Genomic DNA, 16,078 nt, shown 5'->3' on the forward strand with positions numbered 1-16,078 from the left:
GAGCCGATGATCGTGTTCGACGGCGTGGAGAAGCGCTTCGGGTCGAACGTCGTGCTCAAGGACCTGAGCTTCACCGTGGCGCCGGGGGAGCACGTCACGCTGATCGGCCCGTCCGGCTCGGGCAAGACGACGATCCTGCGACTGCTCATGACCCTCGAACAGCTCGACGAGGGCACGATCTCCGTGGGCGGGCGCTACCTGTCCCACGAGCTGCGCGGCGGCAAGCTCACGCCCCCGCGGGAGAAGTACCTGCGCGACGTCCGCAAGCACATCGGCATGGTCTTCCAGCAGTTCAACCTGTTCCCGAACATGACGGTGCGGGGCAACCTGATCGAGGGCCCGACGCGGGTGCTCGGGCTGTCGAAGGCCGAGGCGAACTCCCGGGCGGAGGAGCTGCTGGACCTCGTCGGGCTGAAGGAGAAGATCGACGCCCACCCCACCCAGCTGTCCGGCGGGCAGCAGCAGCGGGTCGCCATCGCCCGCGCGCTGGCGATGCGGCCCGACGTCCTGCTCCTCGACGAGGTGACCTCGGCGCTGGACCCCGAGCTCGTCACCGGGGTGCTGAAGCTGTTGCAGGACATCGGCGAGTCCACCGACATCACCATCCTGTGCGTGACCCACGAGATGGGCTTCGCACGGGACTTCTCGCACCGCGTGATGATGTTCGACGGCGGCCGGGTGCTGGAGGACGCGCCGCCGGACAAGCTCTTCACGGACCCGGACCACCAACGCACCAAGGACTTCCTGCATGCGGTGCTGGACCACTGAGACACCGGCCCGCGGGCGGCCGCTCACACGCTCGGGTTGCCTGCGCAGATCGCCTCGGTGGTGAGGTCGGCGGGCGGGACGTTCTCGGCGCCGAAGCCGAAGGGCCGCACGACGTCGAGCCAGCGGCCCGAGGCCTGCAGCTCGGCCAGGCCGGCGTCGAAGGCCGTGCGCAGGTCCCCGTCGCCGGGGCGGAAGGCGAAGGCGCCCACCGGGTAGACCTTCCGGCCGTCGCCGTCGACCGTCGCGGCGACGCCGGGGGTGACCTGCAGCGGCGTGCCCGGGTTGCGGGACAGCTCGTCGAGCAGGGAGATGCGGGTGAGGGCGGCCGCCGGGACGTCACCGCCGGCGACGGCCCGGAACAGCGTGCTCTGCCCGTCGTACGTGCGGATCGCCTCCGCCGGGACACCCGCCGCGAGCGCGTACTCCTGCTCCGCCGACCCGGTCAGCACGCCGAGGCCGATCCCCGCGCGCCGCACGCCGTCGAACGTCCGGATGCCGTGAGGGTTGCCCGCCGGGACGAGGAAGGCGACGGGGGCCAGGAAGTCCGGCCGGGAGAACGCGACGCGCGCGCACCGGCTCGGGGTGATCGTGGTGCCCGCGGCGACGACGTCGAACTGCCCGGCGAGCAGCCCGTCGAGCAGGCCGCCGAAGGGCACCTGGATCGCCTCGATCCCGCCGACCCCGAGCCCGGCCAGGACGGCCCGCGCGACCTCCGGCGCCTCGCCGGTGACGGTGCCGTCGGTGGCCGAGTAGCCGTAGGGGCGCTCGCCCGCGATCCCGATGCGGGCCACGCCGTCGGCCCGCATGCGCTCCAGCGCCGAGGCCGCGCGCGAGCCGCATCCCGCCAGCGCGGCGGCGCCGCCGAGCGCGGCCGCCCCGGCGAGCAGCGATCGACGGGAGACCAGGTGCATCGCGCCGAAGACTAGTGGCCCGGGGGCGGGTTGCTGCTAGTCGGGCCAGACCGGGCGCCGCTTCTCGAGGAACGAGGCCATGCCCTCCTTGGCCCCCGCGGACTGCGACATCGCGGCCATGACCTCGACGGCGATCGCGTAGGCGTCGGCCTCCGGGCGGTCGAGCTGGGCGTAGAGCGTCTGCTTGCCGACCTCCTTGCCGAACCGGCTGCCCCGGGTCGCCCGGGCGAGCAGCGCGTCCGTCCGCGCGTCGAGCTCGACGTCGGGCACGACGTAGTTGACCAGGCCCCAGTCGGCGGCGGTGCGGGCGTCGATCGGGTCGCCGGTCAGGGCCAGCTCCATCAGCCGCTTGCGGCCGACGTTGCGCGCCACCGGGACCGCCGGGGTGTGACAGAACCAGCCGCCCTTGCCGCCGGGCAGGGCGAAGGCGGCGGACTCGGCGGCGACGGCCAGGTCGCACGTGGCGACGAGCTGGCAGCCGGCCGCCGTCGCGATCGCCTGCACCTTCGCGACCACCACCTGCGGCACCGCCTGGATGGTCTGCATCAGCTCGGTGCACAGGGTGAGCAGCTCACGGACGCCCTTGAGGTCCCGCGCGGCGACGTCGGCGAAGTCGTGCCCCGCCGAGAAGGCCTTGCCCTCGGCCCCGAGCACGATCCCGGTCGCGTCGCTGCTGCCGGCGGTCTCGAAGGCGTCGAGCAGCTCGCGGAGGTGGTCCTCGGAGAGGGCGTTGCGGCGCTCCGGCCGGTTCATCGTGATGCGGACGGTCTCCCCGTCCTCCTTGACCAGGAGGTGCTCGTAACCCATGGGCTCACGGTAGCTGGACGACCGGGGGGAACGGGTCTACTGTGACCGCATGACCGGATCGGCATTTCCAGTCACCGGGTCACCGGGCGGGGACTCCCGGGAGGACCGGCTCCTCGACGCGGCGGCCGACCTGCTGGTCCGGTGGGGCTACCAGCGCGTGACGATCGACGAGGTCGCCCGCCGGGCGGGGATCGGGAAGGGCACGGTCTACCTGCACTTCCGCACCAAGGAGGCGCTCTTCCTGGCGGTCCTGATGCGCAGCCACCGCACCGTGACCGCGGGGATGGCGGACCGGATGGAGGCCGATCCGGCCGAGGCGCTGCCCGCCCGGGCGGTCCGCTCGATCTACCGCGCGCTGCTCGACGACCCGGTGACCCGGCCGCTCTACCTCGGCGACCCGGAGGTGCTGGGCCGGCTCGCGCACGAGGCGGCCGCGGCGCTGGGCGATCTCACGGCGCGGCGCACCGAGGTGGGCCGGCGCTGGTTCTCGCTGCTGCGCGAGGCGGGCCGGATGCCCACCGACCTGCCGATCGACGCGCAGATGCACCTGTTCTCCGCCGTCACGACCGGCTTCTTCTTCCTCGACGGCATGCCGACCGCGCCCGGTCCCACGGATCCCGATGCGCGTGCCGACCTGCTCGAACACGCCCTGCGGAGCGCCCTGGAGATCCCCGGCGCACCGCTCACCCGCGAGTGTGCGGCGGAGTGCGCGGCGCTCTTCCGCTCACTGCTCGACGACATGCCCACCCTGAGCGAAACCAGGTGACCACCATGGCCGTGCTCGACGCGCCCGCCCTCACCGACCCGGAACTGCTCGCCGACCCCTGGCACGCGTTCGGCCGCCTGCGCGAGCAGGCACCCGTGTTGCGCAGCCGGTTCGGGATGGGCGGGGACGAGGCGCCGCTGTGGCTCGTGACCCGCTATGCCGACGTCCGCGCCGTGCTGAGCGACCCGCGGTTCGTCAACGACCCCGCGAACGTCGCGGGCGGCCGGGACGCGCGCAAGGAGCTGATGGCCGCCATCGGGATCACGCCCGATCTCGCGGAGTACATGACCCGCAGCGTGATCGACGCCGACGGCGCCGACCACACGCGGCTGCGCAAGCTCGTCTCCCGGGCGTTCACCGTGCGCCGCGTCGGCGACCTGCGCCCGCGCGTCGAGGAGATCACCACGGGGCTGCTCGCGGAGCTGGCGGTCGCGGAGCAGCCGGTCGACCTCGTCGAGGCCTACGCCTACCCGCTGCCGATCACGGTGATCTGCGAGCTCGTCGGGATCCCGGAGGCGGACCGGCCGAACTGGCACGTCTGGGGGCGGGAGCTGGTCTCGGCCGACCCCGAGCGCGTCCCGGGGGCCCTCCGGGCGACCGTGGACCACATCCACGACCTGGTCGCCCGGCGCCGCGCCGAGCCGGCCGACGACCTGCTGAGCGCCATGCTGCGCGCCCAGGAGGAGGACGGGGACCGGCTGTCGGAGTTCGAGCTGGTCACGATGGTCCTCTCCCTGGTCTTCGCCGGGCACGAGACGACGGCGCACCTGATCGCGAACTCGGTGGCCGCCCTGCTGAGCCACCCCGGTCAGCTGGCCCGGCTGCAGGCCGAGCCCGACCTGTGGCCGACGGCGGTCAACGAGCTCATGCGCCTGTGGGGCCCGGTCAGCCTGGTCCGCGTGCGGTACGCGACCGAACCGGTCGAGATCGGCGGGGTGCAGATCCCGGCCGGCGCCGCCGTGCAGCCGGTCCTGCTGTCCGCCAACGGCGACCCGCGCGAGTTCGACGACCCGGAGACGGTCGACGTGGGGCGGCGGACCGAGCGGGGCGAGGGGCACGTCGGGTTCGGCCACGGCGCGCACTACTGCCTCGGCGCCGCCCTGGCCCGGCAGGAGGGGGAGGTGGCCCTGCGGGCGTTGTTCACCCGGTTCCCGTCCCTCGAGCTCGCCGTCCCGCCCGAGGAGCTGGTGTGGCAACCGGTCCCGGGCTCCCGCCGCCTCGCCGCCCTCCCCGTCCGCCTCGGAACCTGACGCACTATGGAACCATAACGCGGTTTTTGGCCGTCGATTTCTGCATTATGGTTCCATAACGCGATCGCAGGCCTCGGATACGTGCACTATGGATCCATAGTGCTGCGGTCGTGGAGGACCAGCAGCATGTAGGCGGCGACGGACTGGGCGTCGGTGATCTCGCCGCCCGCGATCATCCGCTCGAACTCGGTGGTGCTGAACCACGCCTGCCGCATGTCCTGCTCGGTGTGCTCGCGCTGCGCCTCGCCCGGGGTGAGCTCGGTGGCGAGGTAGACGTGGCCGCGCTGGCTGGACATGCCGGGGGCGACGTCGAGCGTGCCGATCTTCTCCATCCGGCCCGCCCGCAGCCCGGTCTCCTCGACCAGCTCGCGCACCGCCAGCTCGGCGGGGTCCTGGGCGGCGCGGTCGGGGGCGGTGCCCGCCGGGAACTCCCAGCGCCGCATGCCGATCGGGTAGCGGAACTGCTCCACGAGGTGCAGCCGGTCGCCGTCGCGGGGGATCACCAGCGCGTAGGTGGGCTTGTCGATCACGCCGTAGACACCGTCCGAGCCGTCGGGACGGCGGACGGCGTCCTCCCGGACGGTCATCCAGTTGTTCGCGTAGACCTGCCGGGTCGAGAGGGTCTCCACGGCGTCAGCCTCCCACCTGCGACCATCGGGCCGTGCGCGCGTCCCGGCTGATGGCCCTGCTCTTCGTGCTCCAGCGGCGCCGCGCGGCCACCGCCGCCGAGCTGGCCGCCGAGCTCGAGGTGTCCGAACGGACGATCTACCGGGACGTCGCCTCGTTGAGCGAGGTGGGCGTGCCGATCTGGACCGAGCCCGGTCCGGGCGGCGGGATCCGGCTCGTCGAGGGCTGGCGGACCCGGCTCGACGGCCTGACCTCCCGCGAGGCCGCGGCCATGCTGACCCTGGGCGCACCGCAGCTGCTCGCCGAGCTCGGCCTGGGCACCGCGCTGGCCGGGGCCCAGGCGAAGATCCTCGCGACGCTGCCGGAGGAGCTGCGCGCGCACGCCCGCGTCGTCGCCGAACGGGTGCACCTCGACGCGCCGGGCTGGTTCCAGAACCCCGCCGAGGTCACCCACCTCGCCGTGCTGGCCGAGGCGCTGTGGGAGCAGCGCCGGGTCCGGATCGCGTACGGGCCACACCGGGCGCGGCGGGAGATCGAGCCGCTCGGGCTCGTGCTCAAGGCCGGCGTCTGGTACCTCGTGGCCGGGGTGGACGGCGACGTCCGCACCTACCGGGCCGCCCGGATCGCCGAGGCCGAGCCGCTCGACGCGACCTTCACGCGGCCGGAGGACTTCGACCTGCCGGCCTGGTGGGCGGAGTCGGCCGCCCGGTTCGCCGGGTCGATGCTGCGGGAGAAGGTGCGGATCCGGCTCTCCTCGGTGGGGCTGCGGGCCCTGCCGCACGTCACCGATCCCGAGGCCGCGCACGCCGCCGTCGCCGCGGCCGGCGAGCCCGACGACGAGGGCTGGCGCGAGGTGCTGCTCGACGTCGAGTCGCTCCAGGTCGCCGCCGGCCAGCTCGTGGCGCTGGGCGGAGAGGTGGAGGCGCTGGAGCCCGCGGAGCTGCGGGCGCGACTCGCCGAGCACGGGCGGGCGCTGGCCGCGCGCAACGCACCTCTAGGGTGAGGGGCCGTGCGCCTCGTCATCGCCCGCTGCCAGGTGGACTACGTCGGCCGGCTCACCGCACACCTGCCGATGGCCCCGCGGCTGCTGTTGGTCAAGGCGGACGGATCGGTCAGCGTGCACGCCGACGACCGGGCCTACAAGCCGCTCAACTGGATGAGTCCGCCGTGCTGGCTCACCGAGGAGCCGGGCGTCTGGACCGTCCGCAACAAGGCCGACGAGTCGCTCGTCATCACCATCGACGAGGTGCTGCACGACTCCTCGCACGAGCTGGGCGTGGACCCCGGCCTGGTGAAGGACGGCGTGGAGGCGCACCTGCAGGAGCTGCTGGCGGCGCACCCGGAGACCTTCGGCGACGGCTGGACGCTGGTCCGCCGCGAGTACATGACGGCGATCGGCCCGGTGGACCTGCTCTGCCGCGACACCGCGGGCGGGCACGTCGCCGTGGAGATCAAGCGGCGCGGGGAGATCGACGGCGTCGAGCAGCTGACCCGCTACCTGGAGCTGATGAACCGCGACCCGCTGCTCGGGCCGGTGGCGGGGGTGTTCGCGGCGCAGCAGATCAAGCCGCAGGCGCGCACGCTCGCCGAGGACCGCGGGATCCGCTGCGTGACCGTGGACTACGACGCGCTACGGGGCCTGGACTCGAAGGACCTCCGCCTCTTCTGAGGCCTCGTAGGGCGGGACCAGCGCCCCGCGCAGCTGGAGCAGGACGAAGTCGGCGATGTCGCCGGCGGTCGAGTCCGGCCGGGTCAGGACCTGCAGGAGCAGGGCGTTGGTGTGGTAGCGGGCGGTCCGGTCGGTGTCGAGGTCCAGCCCGAGCACGTCGGAGGCGTGCCGCAGCGCCGTCTCCAGGATCAGCGGGATCTGCGCGATCGTGCGGACGTCGTCCGGGCCGCGGGGCGGCCCGTCGCTGCGGATCGCGTCCTCCTGCAGCGCCGCGAACAGCGCGAACGTGAGGGTGCGCCGGACCTTCAGCATCAGGACCATCTCGCCGACGGCGACCCGGACGATCTCGTGCGCCTGCGCGCCGGCGCGGATCCGGCCCTCGACCCGCGCGACGGCCTCGGCGATGCGCGGGGCGAAGAGGTGCCCGATCAGGGCGTGCTTGCTGCCGAAGTGGTTGTAGCAGGTGGCGGTGGCGACCCCGGCGCGCGCGGCGACCTCCGTGATCCTCGTGCCCTGCCAGCCCTGCGCCGAGAACAGCTCCTCGGCGGCGCCCAGGATGGCCTGGCGCGTCTCCGCGTTGCGCTCCTCGCGCCGCCCGGGCCGCCTCTCGGTCATCGGCGGAGGTTAGCCCAGCTCAATCGCGTTGTGGAGTACCTGGAACGCGTTATAGGTTTTGCGTCCGCGCGGGTTCGCCGGGATCCGTGTCCCGAGCGCGGATCGGGGGCGCGGCCCTGTGCGGAGGAGGGGTCTGCGCAGCGCCGCGTCCCGCCCCGGGCGGGCCGGCGGGGATGGTCCGCCCGGGTCGCCGGAGGCACACGCGGCCCCTCGCGCCCGCCCTACCCTGACCGACGTGACCGCCAGCACCGAGGCTCCGGCCAGCACCAGCACCGACACCTTCGAGTCGCTCGACCCGCGGACCGGAGAGGTCGTCGGCACCCACCCGGTCCACGGCGAGGCCGACGTGCTCGCGGCGGTCGCCCGGGCCGAGGAGGCCGCGCGGTGGTGGCGCGGGCTGGGCTTCGACGGCCGCCGCGAGCGGCTGCTGGCGTGGAAGAAGGCGCTGGTGGCGCGGCTGGACGAGGTCGCGGGCGTGGTCGCCGCCGAGACCGGCAAGCCCCTCGACGACGCGCGGCTCGAGCTCGTGCTCGCCGTCGACCACCTCGACTGGGCCGCGAAGCACGCGAAGAAGACGCTCGGCCGCCGGAAGGTCTCGCCGGGCATGCTCGGCGCCAACCAGTCCGCCACGCTGGGCTACCCGCCGATCGGGGTCGTCGGCGTGATCGGGCCGTGGAACTACCCGGTGTTCACGCCGATGGGCTCGATCGCCTACGCGCTGGCCGCGGGCAATGCCGTCGTGTTCAAGCCGAGCGAGCTCACCCCGGGCGTCGGCGAGGTCCTCGCCCGCACGCTGGCCGACGCGGTGCCCGAGAAGGCGCTGCTCGAGGTCGTGACCGGGTTCGGCGAGACGGGCGCGGCGCTCTGCCGCGCCCCGGGCGTCGGCAAGATCGCCTTCACCGGCTCGACGGCCACCGGCAAGCGGGTCATGGCCTCCTGCGCCGAGACCCTCACCCCGGTCCTCATCGAGTGCGGCGGCAAGGACGCGCTGATCGTCGACGCGGGTGCCGACGTCGAGGCCGCCGCCGACGCCGCGGTCTGGGGCGGGATGTCCAACGCCGGCCAGACCTGCGTCGGCGTGGAGCGGGTGTACGTCGTCGAGTCCGTCGCCGAGGAGTTCACGGCGGCCCTCGTGGCCAAGGCGCGGGCGCTGCGCGCGGGCACCCAGTTCGGCCCGATGACGATGGCGTCGCAGACCGAGGTCGTCCGCCGGCACGTGCGGGACGCGCTGGAGAAGGGCGGCCGGGCCGTCGTCGGTGGCGAGGACTCGGTGCGGCCGCCGTTCGTCGAGCCGGTCGTGATCGTCGACGTTCCGGAGGACTCCTCCGCCGTCACCGAGGAGACGTTCGGCCCACTGGTCGTCGTCAACCGGGTGCCGGACGTCGCCGAGGCGGTCCGGCGGGCCAACGGCACCGGCTACGGCCTGGGCGCCAGCGTGTTCACCGGCTCGGCGAAGGAGGGCGAGCGGATCGCCGAGGGCCTGCGCTGCGGCATGGTGAGCGTCAACGGCGTGATCGCGTTCGCGGGCATCCCGTCGCTGCCGTTCGGCGGGGTCGGCGACTCCGGCTTCGGCCGCATCCACGGCGAGGACGGCCTGCGCGAGTTCACCCGGCCCCAGGCGGTGGCCCGGCAGCGGTTCGCCCTGCCCGTCCCGGTCACCAGCTTCAGCCGCACCGCCAGGCACATGAGCACCCTCCTCGGGCTCGTCCGGGCACGTCACGGGCGGTAGACCCTCCGTCCGGAGAGGTGTTCCCGGCCTCATGCGTGGGTTACCAAGCAGCGGGGGATGAGAGGATTACCGCTCGGTAGAGACCCTCGAGGCAGCGGGAGGTAACGGCGTGGCACGCGAGTTCCGGACGGTCGGCGTGGTCGGCCTGGGCACGATGGGCGCAGGCATCGTGGAGGTGTTCGCCCGCAACGGCCTGGACGTGATCGCCGCCGAGGTGGACGCGGCCGCCGTCGAGCGCGGGAAGGCGCACCTGGAGACCTCGACGAAGCGGGCGATCGAGCGCGGCAAGCTCACCGAGGAGCAGGCGGGCGAGCTGCTCGGCCGGATCACCACGACCACGTCGCTGGCCGACCTGGCCCCGTGCGACCTGGTCGTCGAGGCGGTGCCGGAGTCGCTGCAGCTCAAGGCGTCGGTGTTCGCCGAGGTCGACAAGCACGTCGGCCCGGAGACGATCCTGGCGTCGAACACGTCGTCGCTCTCGGTCACCGAGCTGTCCGTGCGCACCGCCCGCCCGGGCAAGGTCGTCGGGATGCACTTCTTCAACCCGGCGCCGGTGCAGAAGCTGGTCGAGCTGGTGCGCACGGTCGTCACCGAGCCGGACGTGATCGAGGACCTGCAGGGCTTCGCCGCCACGCTGGACAAGGTGCCGGTCGTCATCGGCGACCGGGCCGGGTTCATCGCGAACGCGCTGCTCTTCGGCTACCTCAACCACGCGGCGCGGATGTACGAGTCCCGCTACGCGAGCCGCGAGGACCTCGACGCCGCCATGCGCTACGGCTGCGGCTACCCGATGGGCCCGCTGGCGCTGCTCGACCTGATCGGCCTCGACACCGCGTACGAGATCCTCGAGACGATGTACGCGCAGTCGCGCAACCTCATGCACGCCCCGGCGCCGGTGTTCAAGCAGATGATCACCGCCGGGCTGCTGGGCCGGAAGAGCGGCCGCGGCTTCTACACCTACGAGAAGCCGCACAGCAGCAAGGTCGTACCCGACACGCTGACCCCGGGCTCGGTCGTGCCCGAGGACGTCTCGACGCGCGAGGTCCAGCGGGTCGGGGTGGTCGGCACGGGCACCATGGCGAGCGGCATCGTGCAGGTGTTCGCGCAGGCCGGTTTCGACGTGGTGGTCCGCGGGCGCAGCGACTCGAAGGTCGAGGCGTCGGTCGGCGGGATCCGCAAGGCGCTGGACAAGGCCGTGGTGCGCGGCAAGCTCACCGAGGAGGAGCGGGACGCCACGCTCGGCCGGATCACCGGCACCACCTCGCTGGAGGACTTCGCCGACGTCGACCTCGTCGTCGAGGCCATCGCCGAGGAGCTCGAGGTCAAGCGGGCCGTGTTCGGCGCGCTCGACGAGATCTGCAAGCCGGGCGCGATCCTGGCGACCACGACGTCGTCGCTGCCGGTGGTGGAGTGCGCCGCCGCCACCAGCCGCCCGGCGGACGTGATCGGGCTGCACTTCTTCAACCCGGCGCCGGTGATGAAGCTGGTCGAGGTGGTGTCCACGATCAGCACCGCCCCGGAGGTCGCGGCCACCGCCCTCGAGCTCTGCCAGAAGATCAAGAAGGTGCCGGTCTCGTGCGGGGACCGGGCCGGGTTCATCGTCAACGCGCTGCTGTTCCCGTACCTGAACGACGCGGTGAAGATGCTGGAGGCGCACTACGCCACGGCGGACGACATCGACGCGGCCATGAAGACCGGCTGTGCGCTGCCGATGGGGCCGTTCGAGCTGCTCGACGTGGTCGGCCTCGACGTGTCGCTGGCCATCGAGAAGTCGCTGTACTCCGAGTTCCGTCAGTCCGGCTTCGCCCCGGCCCCGCTGCTGGAGCACCTGGTCACGGCGGGCCGGCTCGGTCGCAAGACCGGGCAGGGCTTCCGGGACTACACCGCTCGCTGAGCTGTGACCCGCCCCGGCGCCGCCCGCGCGGCCGTGCCGGGGCGGTTACGGTCGGACACATGGCACGCGGTCGACGGCCCCGCCCTTCGGAACGAGGGCGGGGCCGTCCCGTCGCCGCACCCCTGTCGTCGGGGATCGTGACCCGCGGCGAGTCGGGGCCCGACGGCGAGTGGGCCGTCCGGCACGTCCCCGGCGGGTCGTCGGTGAAGGACTACCGCTGCCCGGGCTGCGACCAGCTGATCCCGGCGGGCGTGGGGCACGTGGTGACCTGGCCGACGGGGGACTGGGGCAGCGTGGAGGACCGCCGGCACTGGCACCTGCCGTGCTGGAACGCGCGCGGCCGCCGGCGCCCGGGCGTGCGCCGGCCGCGCTGAACGCCCGCACACCGGAACGGCACGCCGCGCGGGGGCTCCGACGCGTGCGCGGGGCGCCGCAGGTGGGTGCGGCTCAGGCCCGCGCCGGGGCCGGATGCGGCCGCGGGCGGCGGGACTGCTCGCTCCCCTGGGCGGGCACGGCGGCCTCGCCCGACGGTGTCCCGTCCGTGTGCGCGCCCTCGTCGGCGAGCGGGCCCAGCGCGGCCAGGTCCGCGACCAGCGCTGCGCGGGCGTGCGCGAGCTGCTCGGCGACCCGGCCGCGCAGGTCCGTGAGCTCGGCGACCCGGCGCTCGGCCTCGCGGACGAGCCGGTCGGCCTCGGCGCGGGCGTCGGCGACGATCCGCGCGGCCTGCTCGTCGGCGGTGCGGCGGGTGGTGCGGGCGTACTCGTCGGCGTCGGCACGCAGCCGGGCGGTCTCCTGCTCGGCCGCCGTGCGCTCGGCCCGCAGCGCCCCGAGGGTCTCGGTGCGCCGCTGGTCCATCGCGATCCGGAAGTCCTCCTCGACCTGCGCCCGCTCGGCGGCCGCGGCCGCGGCCGCGGCGGCGATCGCCTCGTCGTTGGCGAGCTTGTCCTGCGCGGCCTGCGCCTGCAGGGCCTTCGCCTCGGCGACGATCCGCTCCGCCTCGCTCCGGGCGTCGGCGAGCAGTGCCTCGCGGCGGCGCTCCGCGTCCGTCCGGCGCTCGGCCAGCTCCTGGTCGCACTCGGCGCGCAGCCGGGTGACCTCCGCGTCGGCACGTGCCCGCGTCTCGGCGACCTCGTCCTCGGCCAGCCGGAGCATCGAGCGCATCCGCTCGCTGAGGCCCTGGACGCTGTCCGGCGGCCCCGACAGGCGGCGCACCTGCTGGCGCGTCGCCTCCAGCCGGCTGCGGGTCTCGTCGAGCTCGCGGGTCAACCGGGTCACCTGGATGACGGCGGCGTCGCGGTCCGCGGCGAGCAGTCGGACGTCCGCGTCGATCCGGTGCAGGTGCCCGTCGACCTGCTCCTGGTCGTAGCCGCGGCGGACGACCCGGAACCCGGCCGTGGGCTGGTCACCGGCGTCGGGGCGGGGGTTCTCCGGTTCACCGACCATGAGCGTCACCGTACCGGGCTACCGCATTCGCGGAGCGTCACGCGCGCTCCCGCGTGGGGTCCGTCACCCGTCCGGGCGCGGGCCGATCCGACCGGGGCCCTGGCGCATTTGCAGGAGGAGGCGAGGGCGCTCGGATCAGGGCGGCAGGACTCCACGCCGCCCGAGAACGCGAGACGGCTCCGTGACGCGCCCGGGCCGGGCCCGGACGTGTCAGGGAGCCGTTCTCCCGCGTCAGACGCCGCGGTAGCGGTTGATCGCGTCGAGGTGCTTGGCCCGCTTCTCCGGGTTCGTCACGCCGAGGCCCTCCTCGGGGGCGAGCGCGAGCACGCCCACCTTGCCCTGGTGGGCGTTCTGGTGGACGTCGTACGCCGCCTGCCCGGTGTCGGCCAGCGAGTAGACCTTGGAGACGGTCGGGTGGACGAGGCCCTTGTCGATCAGCCGGTTCGCCTCCCACGCCTCGCGGTAGTTCGCGAAGTGCGAGCCCACGATCCGCTTGAGGTTCATCCACAGGTACCGGTTGTCGTACTCGTGCATGTAGCCCGACGTCGACGCGCAGGTCACGATCGTGCCGCCCTTGCGCGCCACGTAGACCGACGCGCCGAAGGTCTCCCGGCCCGGGTGCTCGAAGACGATGTCCGGGTCGTCGCCGCCGGTGAGCTCGCGAATCCTGGCCCCGAAGCGCTTCCACTCCTTCGGGTCCTGGGTCTGCGGGTCCTTCCAGAACCGGTAGCCCTCGGCGTTGCGGTCGATGACCAGCTCGGCACCCATGGCCCGGCAGATCTCCGCCTTCTCCGGCGAGGAGACGACGCAGACCGGGGTGGCGCCGCCGTTGAGCGCGAACTGGGTGGCGTAGGAGCCGAGCCCGCCGCTCGCACCCCAGATCAGGACGGTGTCGCCCTGCTTCATGTCGGCGCCGTTGCGGGAGACCAGCTGGCGGTACGCGGTGGAGTTGACCAGGCCGGGGCTCGCCGCCTCCTCCCAGGTCAGGTGCTCAGGCTTGGGCATGAGCTGGTTGGACTTGACCAGCGCGAGCTGGGCGAGCCCGCCGAAGTTGGTCTCGAAGCCCCAGATCCGCTGCTGCGGGTCCATCATCGTGTCGCTGTGCCCGTCGGGGCTCTCCAGCTCGACGGACAGGCAGTGCGCGACGACCCGGTCACCGGGCTTCCACGCGTTGACCCCGGGCCCCGTCTTCAGCACGACGCCGGCCAGGTCGGACCCCACGATGTGGTACGGCAGGTCGTGCCGCTTGGCCAGCTCGGACTCGCGCCCGTACCGCTTGAGGAAGCCGAAGGTCGACACCGGCTCGAAGATCGAGGTCCAGACGGTGTTGTAGTTGATCGCGCTGGCCATCACGGCCACGATCGCCTCGCCCGGGCCGAGCTCGGGGGTGGGCACCGTGTCCAGGTGCAGGCTCTTGCGCGGGTCCTTGTCGCGGGTGGCGATGCCGTCGAACATCTCCGTCTCGTCGGCGTGGACGGTGATCGCCTGGTAGTGGTCCGGCACTGGCAGCTCGCCGACGGCGTCGAAACGCTCGGCGAGAATGGCGTCGAGGATCTCCTGCACGGCCTGGCCTCCGGTGGCGTGAGTCGTGTGGCTTGCTTGGGATACCGATCAGTTACCGCTCAGTATGGTACCCGAGGCATTGTGGCCGTGCGCTGCTCCGATGGGGCCGATCGTGACGCAGCCCACCGACTGGATCAATGAAGCAGCCCCTCCGGCCGGGCGGAAACCGCCTGATCGGAGGGGCTGCAGGAGACCGGACCGGCAGGAGCCGGGGGTCGGGCCCGGCACGCGGGTCAGTGCGCGCCGGCCGCCGGCTCCACGAGCTCGACGAGCACGCCGCCCGCGTCCTTCGGGTGCACGAAGTTGATGCGCGAGCCGGCCGTGCCGCGGCGCGGCTCCGGGTAGAGCAGGCGCAGGCCCTTCGCCTCGAGCGCCTCCATCGCGGCCTCGATGTCGGTGACCCGGTAGGCGAGCTGTTGGAGGCCGGGTCCGTTGCGGTCGAGGAACTTCGCGATCGTGGAGTCCGGGCGCAGCGGGGCCAGCAGCTGGATGCGGGTCGACGAGGCGGGGTCGGCGCCGGGCGCGGCCAGCATCGCCTCGCGGACGCCCTGCTCGTCGTTGACCTCCTCGTGCGTGTTCACCAGCCCGAACACGTCGTGGTACCAGGCGATCGCCTCGTCGAGGTCGGCCACCGCGATGCCGACGTGGTCGATCTGGGTCAGCAGGGACCCGAGCGCGCCGTGGGCCGATTCCGTCTGTGCCGTCATGCCCCGGAATGTAGTGCTCGGTGCCGGGTCGGACGCCGTGTGTGGCTGCTCACCCCCTCCGTTCGGCCCGTCTCCCCACCTGTGACCGGCGGGTATGGTCCGAGCCGATTCCCGTGTGCCAACGCAGTTGCTGGAGGTCGTCGTGGCGCAGTCCGTGATCGTCGCTGGTTCCCGTACGCCGGTCGGCCGGCTGCTCGGGTCGCTGAAGGGGTTCTCGGGCGCGCAGCTCGGCGGCTTCGCGATCAAGGGTGCCCTGGAGAAGGCCGGGGTGGCCCCCGAGCAGGTCGAGTACGTGATCATGGGCCAGGTGCTCACCGCGGGCGCCGGCCAGATCCCGGCCCGGCAGGCCGCCGTCGCCGCCGGCATCCCGATGGACGTCCCGGCGCTGACCGTCAACAAGGTCTGCCTCTCCGGCATCGACGCGATCGCCCTGGCCGACCAGCTCATCCGCGCCGGCGAGTTCGACATCGTGGTCGCGGGCGGCCAGGAGTCGATGACCCAGGCGCCGCACCTGCTGCCGAAGTCCCGTGAGGGCACGAAGTTCGGCGACGCGACCCTGATCGACAGCATGTCGTACGACGGCCTGTTCTGCGCCTTCGACCAGTGCGCGATGGGCGCGTCGACGGAGAAGTACAACAGCCGCTTCGACCTGACCCGGGAGGACCAGGACGCCTTCTCGGCCCGCTCGCACCAGCGCGCCGCCGCGGCCGCGAAGAACGGCGTGTTCGACGAGGAGATCACCCCCGTCGAGATCCCGCAGCGCAAGGGCGACCCGATCGTCTTCGCGCAGGACGAGGGCGTGCGCGGCGAGACCACCGGCGAGAGCCTCGGGAAGCTGCGCCCGGCCTTCTCCGCCGACGGCACCATCACCGCCGGGTCGTCGTCGCAGATCTCCGACGGCGCGTGCGCGGTCGTCGTGATGAGCAGGGCCAAGGCCGAGGAGCTGGGTCTGACCTGGCTGGCCGAGATCGGCGCGCACGGCGTGGTCGCCGGGCCGGACGCGAGCCTGCACGAGCAGCCGGCCAACGCCATCGCCAAGGCCTGCGCCAAGGACGGCATCGACCCCAAGGAGCTCGACCTCGTCGAGATCAACGAGGCGTTCGCGGCGGTCGGCCTGGTCTCCTCCCGCAAGCTGGGCCTCGACGAGGAGAAGGTCAACGTCAACGGCGGCGCGATCGCGCTCGGCCACCCGATCGGCATGTCCGGCGCCCGGATCACCCTGCACCTGGCGCTGGAGCTCAAGCGCCGCGGCGGCGGGGTCGGCGCGGCCGCGTTGTGCGGCGGCGGCGGGCAGGGCGACGCGCTGATCCTCCGCGTCCCGGCCTGATC

Annotated in this window: 16 protein-coding genes; 9 read left to right on the top strand and 7 right to left on the bottom strand. The window is 73.3% G+C overall.

The genetic code is table 11. The annotated features are described in order from the left end of the window. Nucleotides 1-6: 6 nt before the first annotated feature. On the top strand, nt 7-768 hold the full coding sequence (locus LWC35_RS13800) for an amino acid ABC transporter ATP-binding protein (protein WP_232870595.1): 762 nt from the start codon (nt 7-9) through the stop codon (nt 766-768). A gap of 23 nt (nt 769-791) precedes the next feature. On the opposite strand, the gene ehuB is transcribed toward LWC35_RS13800, so the two are convergent. Next, complete coding sequence (gene ehuB, locus LWC35_RS13805; RefSeq protein ID WP_232870504.1) at nt 792-1,679, bottom strand: ectoine/hydroxyectoine ABC transporter substrate-binding protein EhuB; 888 nt, start codon at nt 1,677-1,679, stop codon at nt 792-794. Nucleotides 1,680-1,715: 36 nt separating this feature from the next. After that, entirely contained in the window at nt 1,716-2,486 is a 771-nt protein-coding gene (locus LWC35_RS13810) for an enoyl-CoA hydratase-related protein (protein WP_232870505.1), read from the bottom strand. A gap of 49 nt (nt 2,487-2,535) precedes the next feature. Here LWC35_RS13810 and LWC35_RS13815 point away from each other — a divergent pair, with 49 nt between their 5' ends. Both LWC35_RS13815 and LWC35_RS13820 read left to right on the top strand, forming a co-directional pair. Next, nucleotides 2,536-3,252: a TetR/AcrR family transcriptional regulator gene (locus tag LWC35_RS13815; protein WP_232870506.1), complete on the top strand. Its 717-nt coding sequence runs from the start codon at nt 2,536-2,538 to the stop codon at nt 3,250-3,252. A gap of 5 nt (nt 3,253-3,257) precedes the next feature. Further along, nucleotides 3,258-4,502 carry a cytochrome P450 family protein gene (locus tag LWC35_RS13820; protein ID WP_232870507.1) on the top strand — a complete coding sequence of 415 codons (1,245 nt, stop codon included), beginning with the start codon at nt 3,258-3,260 and terminating at the stop codon, nt 4,500-4,502. Between the two features lie 86 nt (nt 4,503-4,588). Here LWC35_RS13820 and LWC35_RS13825 read toward each other — a convergent pair whose 3' ends face one another. Continuing rightward, nucleotides 4,589-5,131 (bottom strand): NUDIX domain-containing protein, encoded by a 543-nt coding sequence (locus LWC35_RS13825; RefSeq protein WP_232870508.1) that lies wholly within the window; start codon nt 5,129-5,131, stop codon nt 4,589-4,591. 32 nt (nt 5,132-5,163) lie between these two features. On the opposite strand from LWC35_RS13825, the gene LWC35_RS13830 reads away from it, so the two are divergent. Beyond that, nucleotides 5,164-6,132, top strand: coding sequence for a helix-turn-helix transcriptional regulator (locus LWC35_RS13830; protein WP_232870509.1), 969 nt, complete (start codon nt 5,164-5,166; stop codon nt 6,130-6,132). A 6-nt stretch (nt 6,133-6,138) separates the two neighbouring features. Further along, on the top strand, nt 6,139-6,798 hold the full coding sequence (gene nucS / locus LWC35_RS13835; protein ID WP_232870510.1) for an endonuclease NucS: 660 nt from the start codon (nt 6,139-6,141) through the stop codon (nt 6,796-6,798). Here nucS and LWC35_RS13840 read toward each other — a convergent pair. After that, nucleotides 6,760-7,413: a TetR/AcrR family transcriptional regulator gene (locus LWC35_RS13840; protein ID WP_232870511.1), complete on the bottom strand. Its 654-nt coding sequence runs from the start codon at nt 7,411-7,413 to the stop codon at nt 6,760-6,762. The genes nucS and LWC35_RS13840 overlap by 39 nt on opposite strands. 235 nt (nt 7,414-7,648) lie before the next feature. On the opposite strand from LWC35_RS13840, the gene LWC35_RS13845 reads away from it, so the two are divergent. The 3 genes from LWC35_RS13845 (at nt 7,649) to LWC35_RS13855 (ending at nt 11,410) form a co-directional block, all read left to right on the top strand. Then, nucleotides 7,649-9,142, top strand: coding sequence for an aldehyde dehydrogenase family protein (locus LWC35_RS13845; RefSeq protein ID WP_232870512.1), 1,494 nt, complete (start codon nt 7,649-7,651; stop codon nt 9,140-9,142). A 109-nt stretch (nt 9,143-9,251) separates the two neighbouring features. Then, nucleotides 9,252-11,036: a 3-hydroxyacyl-CoA dehydrogenase family protein gene (locus tag LWC35_RS13850; RefSeq protein ID WP_232870513.1), complete on the top strand. Its 1,785-nt coding sequence runs from the start codon at nt 9,252-9,254 to the stop codon at nt 11,034-11,036. A 137-nt stretch (nt 11,037-11,173) separates the two neighbouring features. Further along, nucleotides 11,174-11,410 (top strand): Rv1322 family protein, encoded by a 237-nt coding sequence (locus LWC35_RS13855; RefSeq protein WP_372463042.1) that lies wholly within the window; start codon nt 11,174-11,176, stop codon nt 11,408-11,410. 73 nt (nt 11,411-11,483) lie between these two features. Here LWC35_RS13855 and LWC35_RS13860 read toward each other — a convergent pair whose 3' ends face one another. The 3 genes from LWC35_RS13860 to mce form a co-directional block, all read right to left on the bottom strand. After that, complete coding sequence (locus LWC35_RS13860; RefSeq protein WP_232870515.1) at nt 11,484-12,479, bottom strand: coiled-coil domain-containing protein; 996 nt, start codon at nt 12,477-12,479, stop codon at nt 11,484-11,486. 231 nt (nt 12,480-12,710) lie between these two features. Continuing rightward, complete coding sequence (gene ccrA, locus LWC35_RS13865) at nt 12,711-14,042, bottom strand: crotonyl-CoA carboxylase/reductase (RefSeq protein ID WP_232870516.1); 1,332 nt, start codon at nt 14,040-14,042, stop codon at nt 12,711-12,713. Between the two features lie 233 nt (nt 14,043-14,275). Further along, nucleotides 14,276-14,749, bottom strand: coding sequence for a methylmalonyl-CoA epimerase (gene mce, locus LWC35_RS13870; protein WP_232870517.1), 474 nt, complete (start codon nt 14,747-14,749; stop codon nt 14,276-14,278). A 142-nt stretch (nt 14,750-14,891) separates the two neighbouring features. On the opposite strand from mce, the gene LWC35_RS13875 reads away from it, so the two are divergent. Beyond that, nucleotides 14,892-16,076 (top strand): acetyl-CoA C-acetyltransferase, encoded by a 1,185-nt coding sequence (locus LWC35_RS13875; protein ID WP_232870596.1) that lies wholly within the window; start codon nt 14,892-14,894, stop codon nt 16,074-16,076. Nucleotides 16,077-16,078: the final 2 nt, after the last annotated feature.

Source organism: Pseudonocardia kujensis (assembly GCF_021283305.1).
GTDB classification, from domain to species: domain Bacteria; phylum Actinomycetota; class Actinomycetes; order Mycobacteriales; family Pseudonocardiaceae; genus Pseudonocardia; species Pseudonocardia kujensis.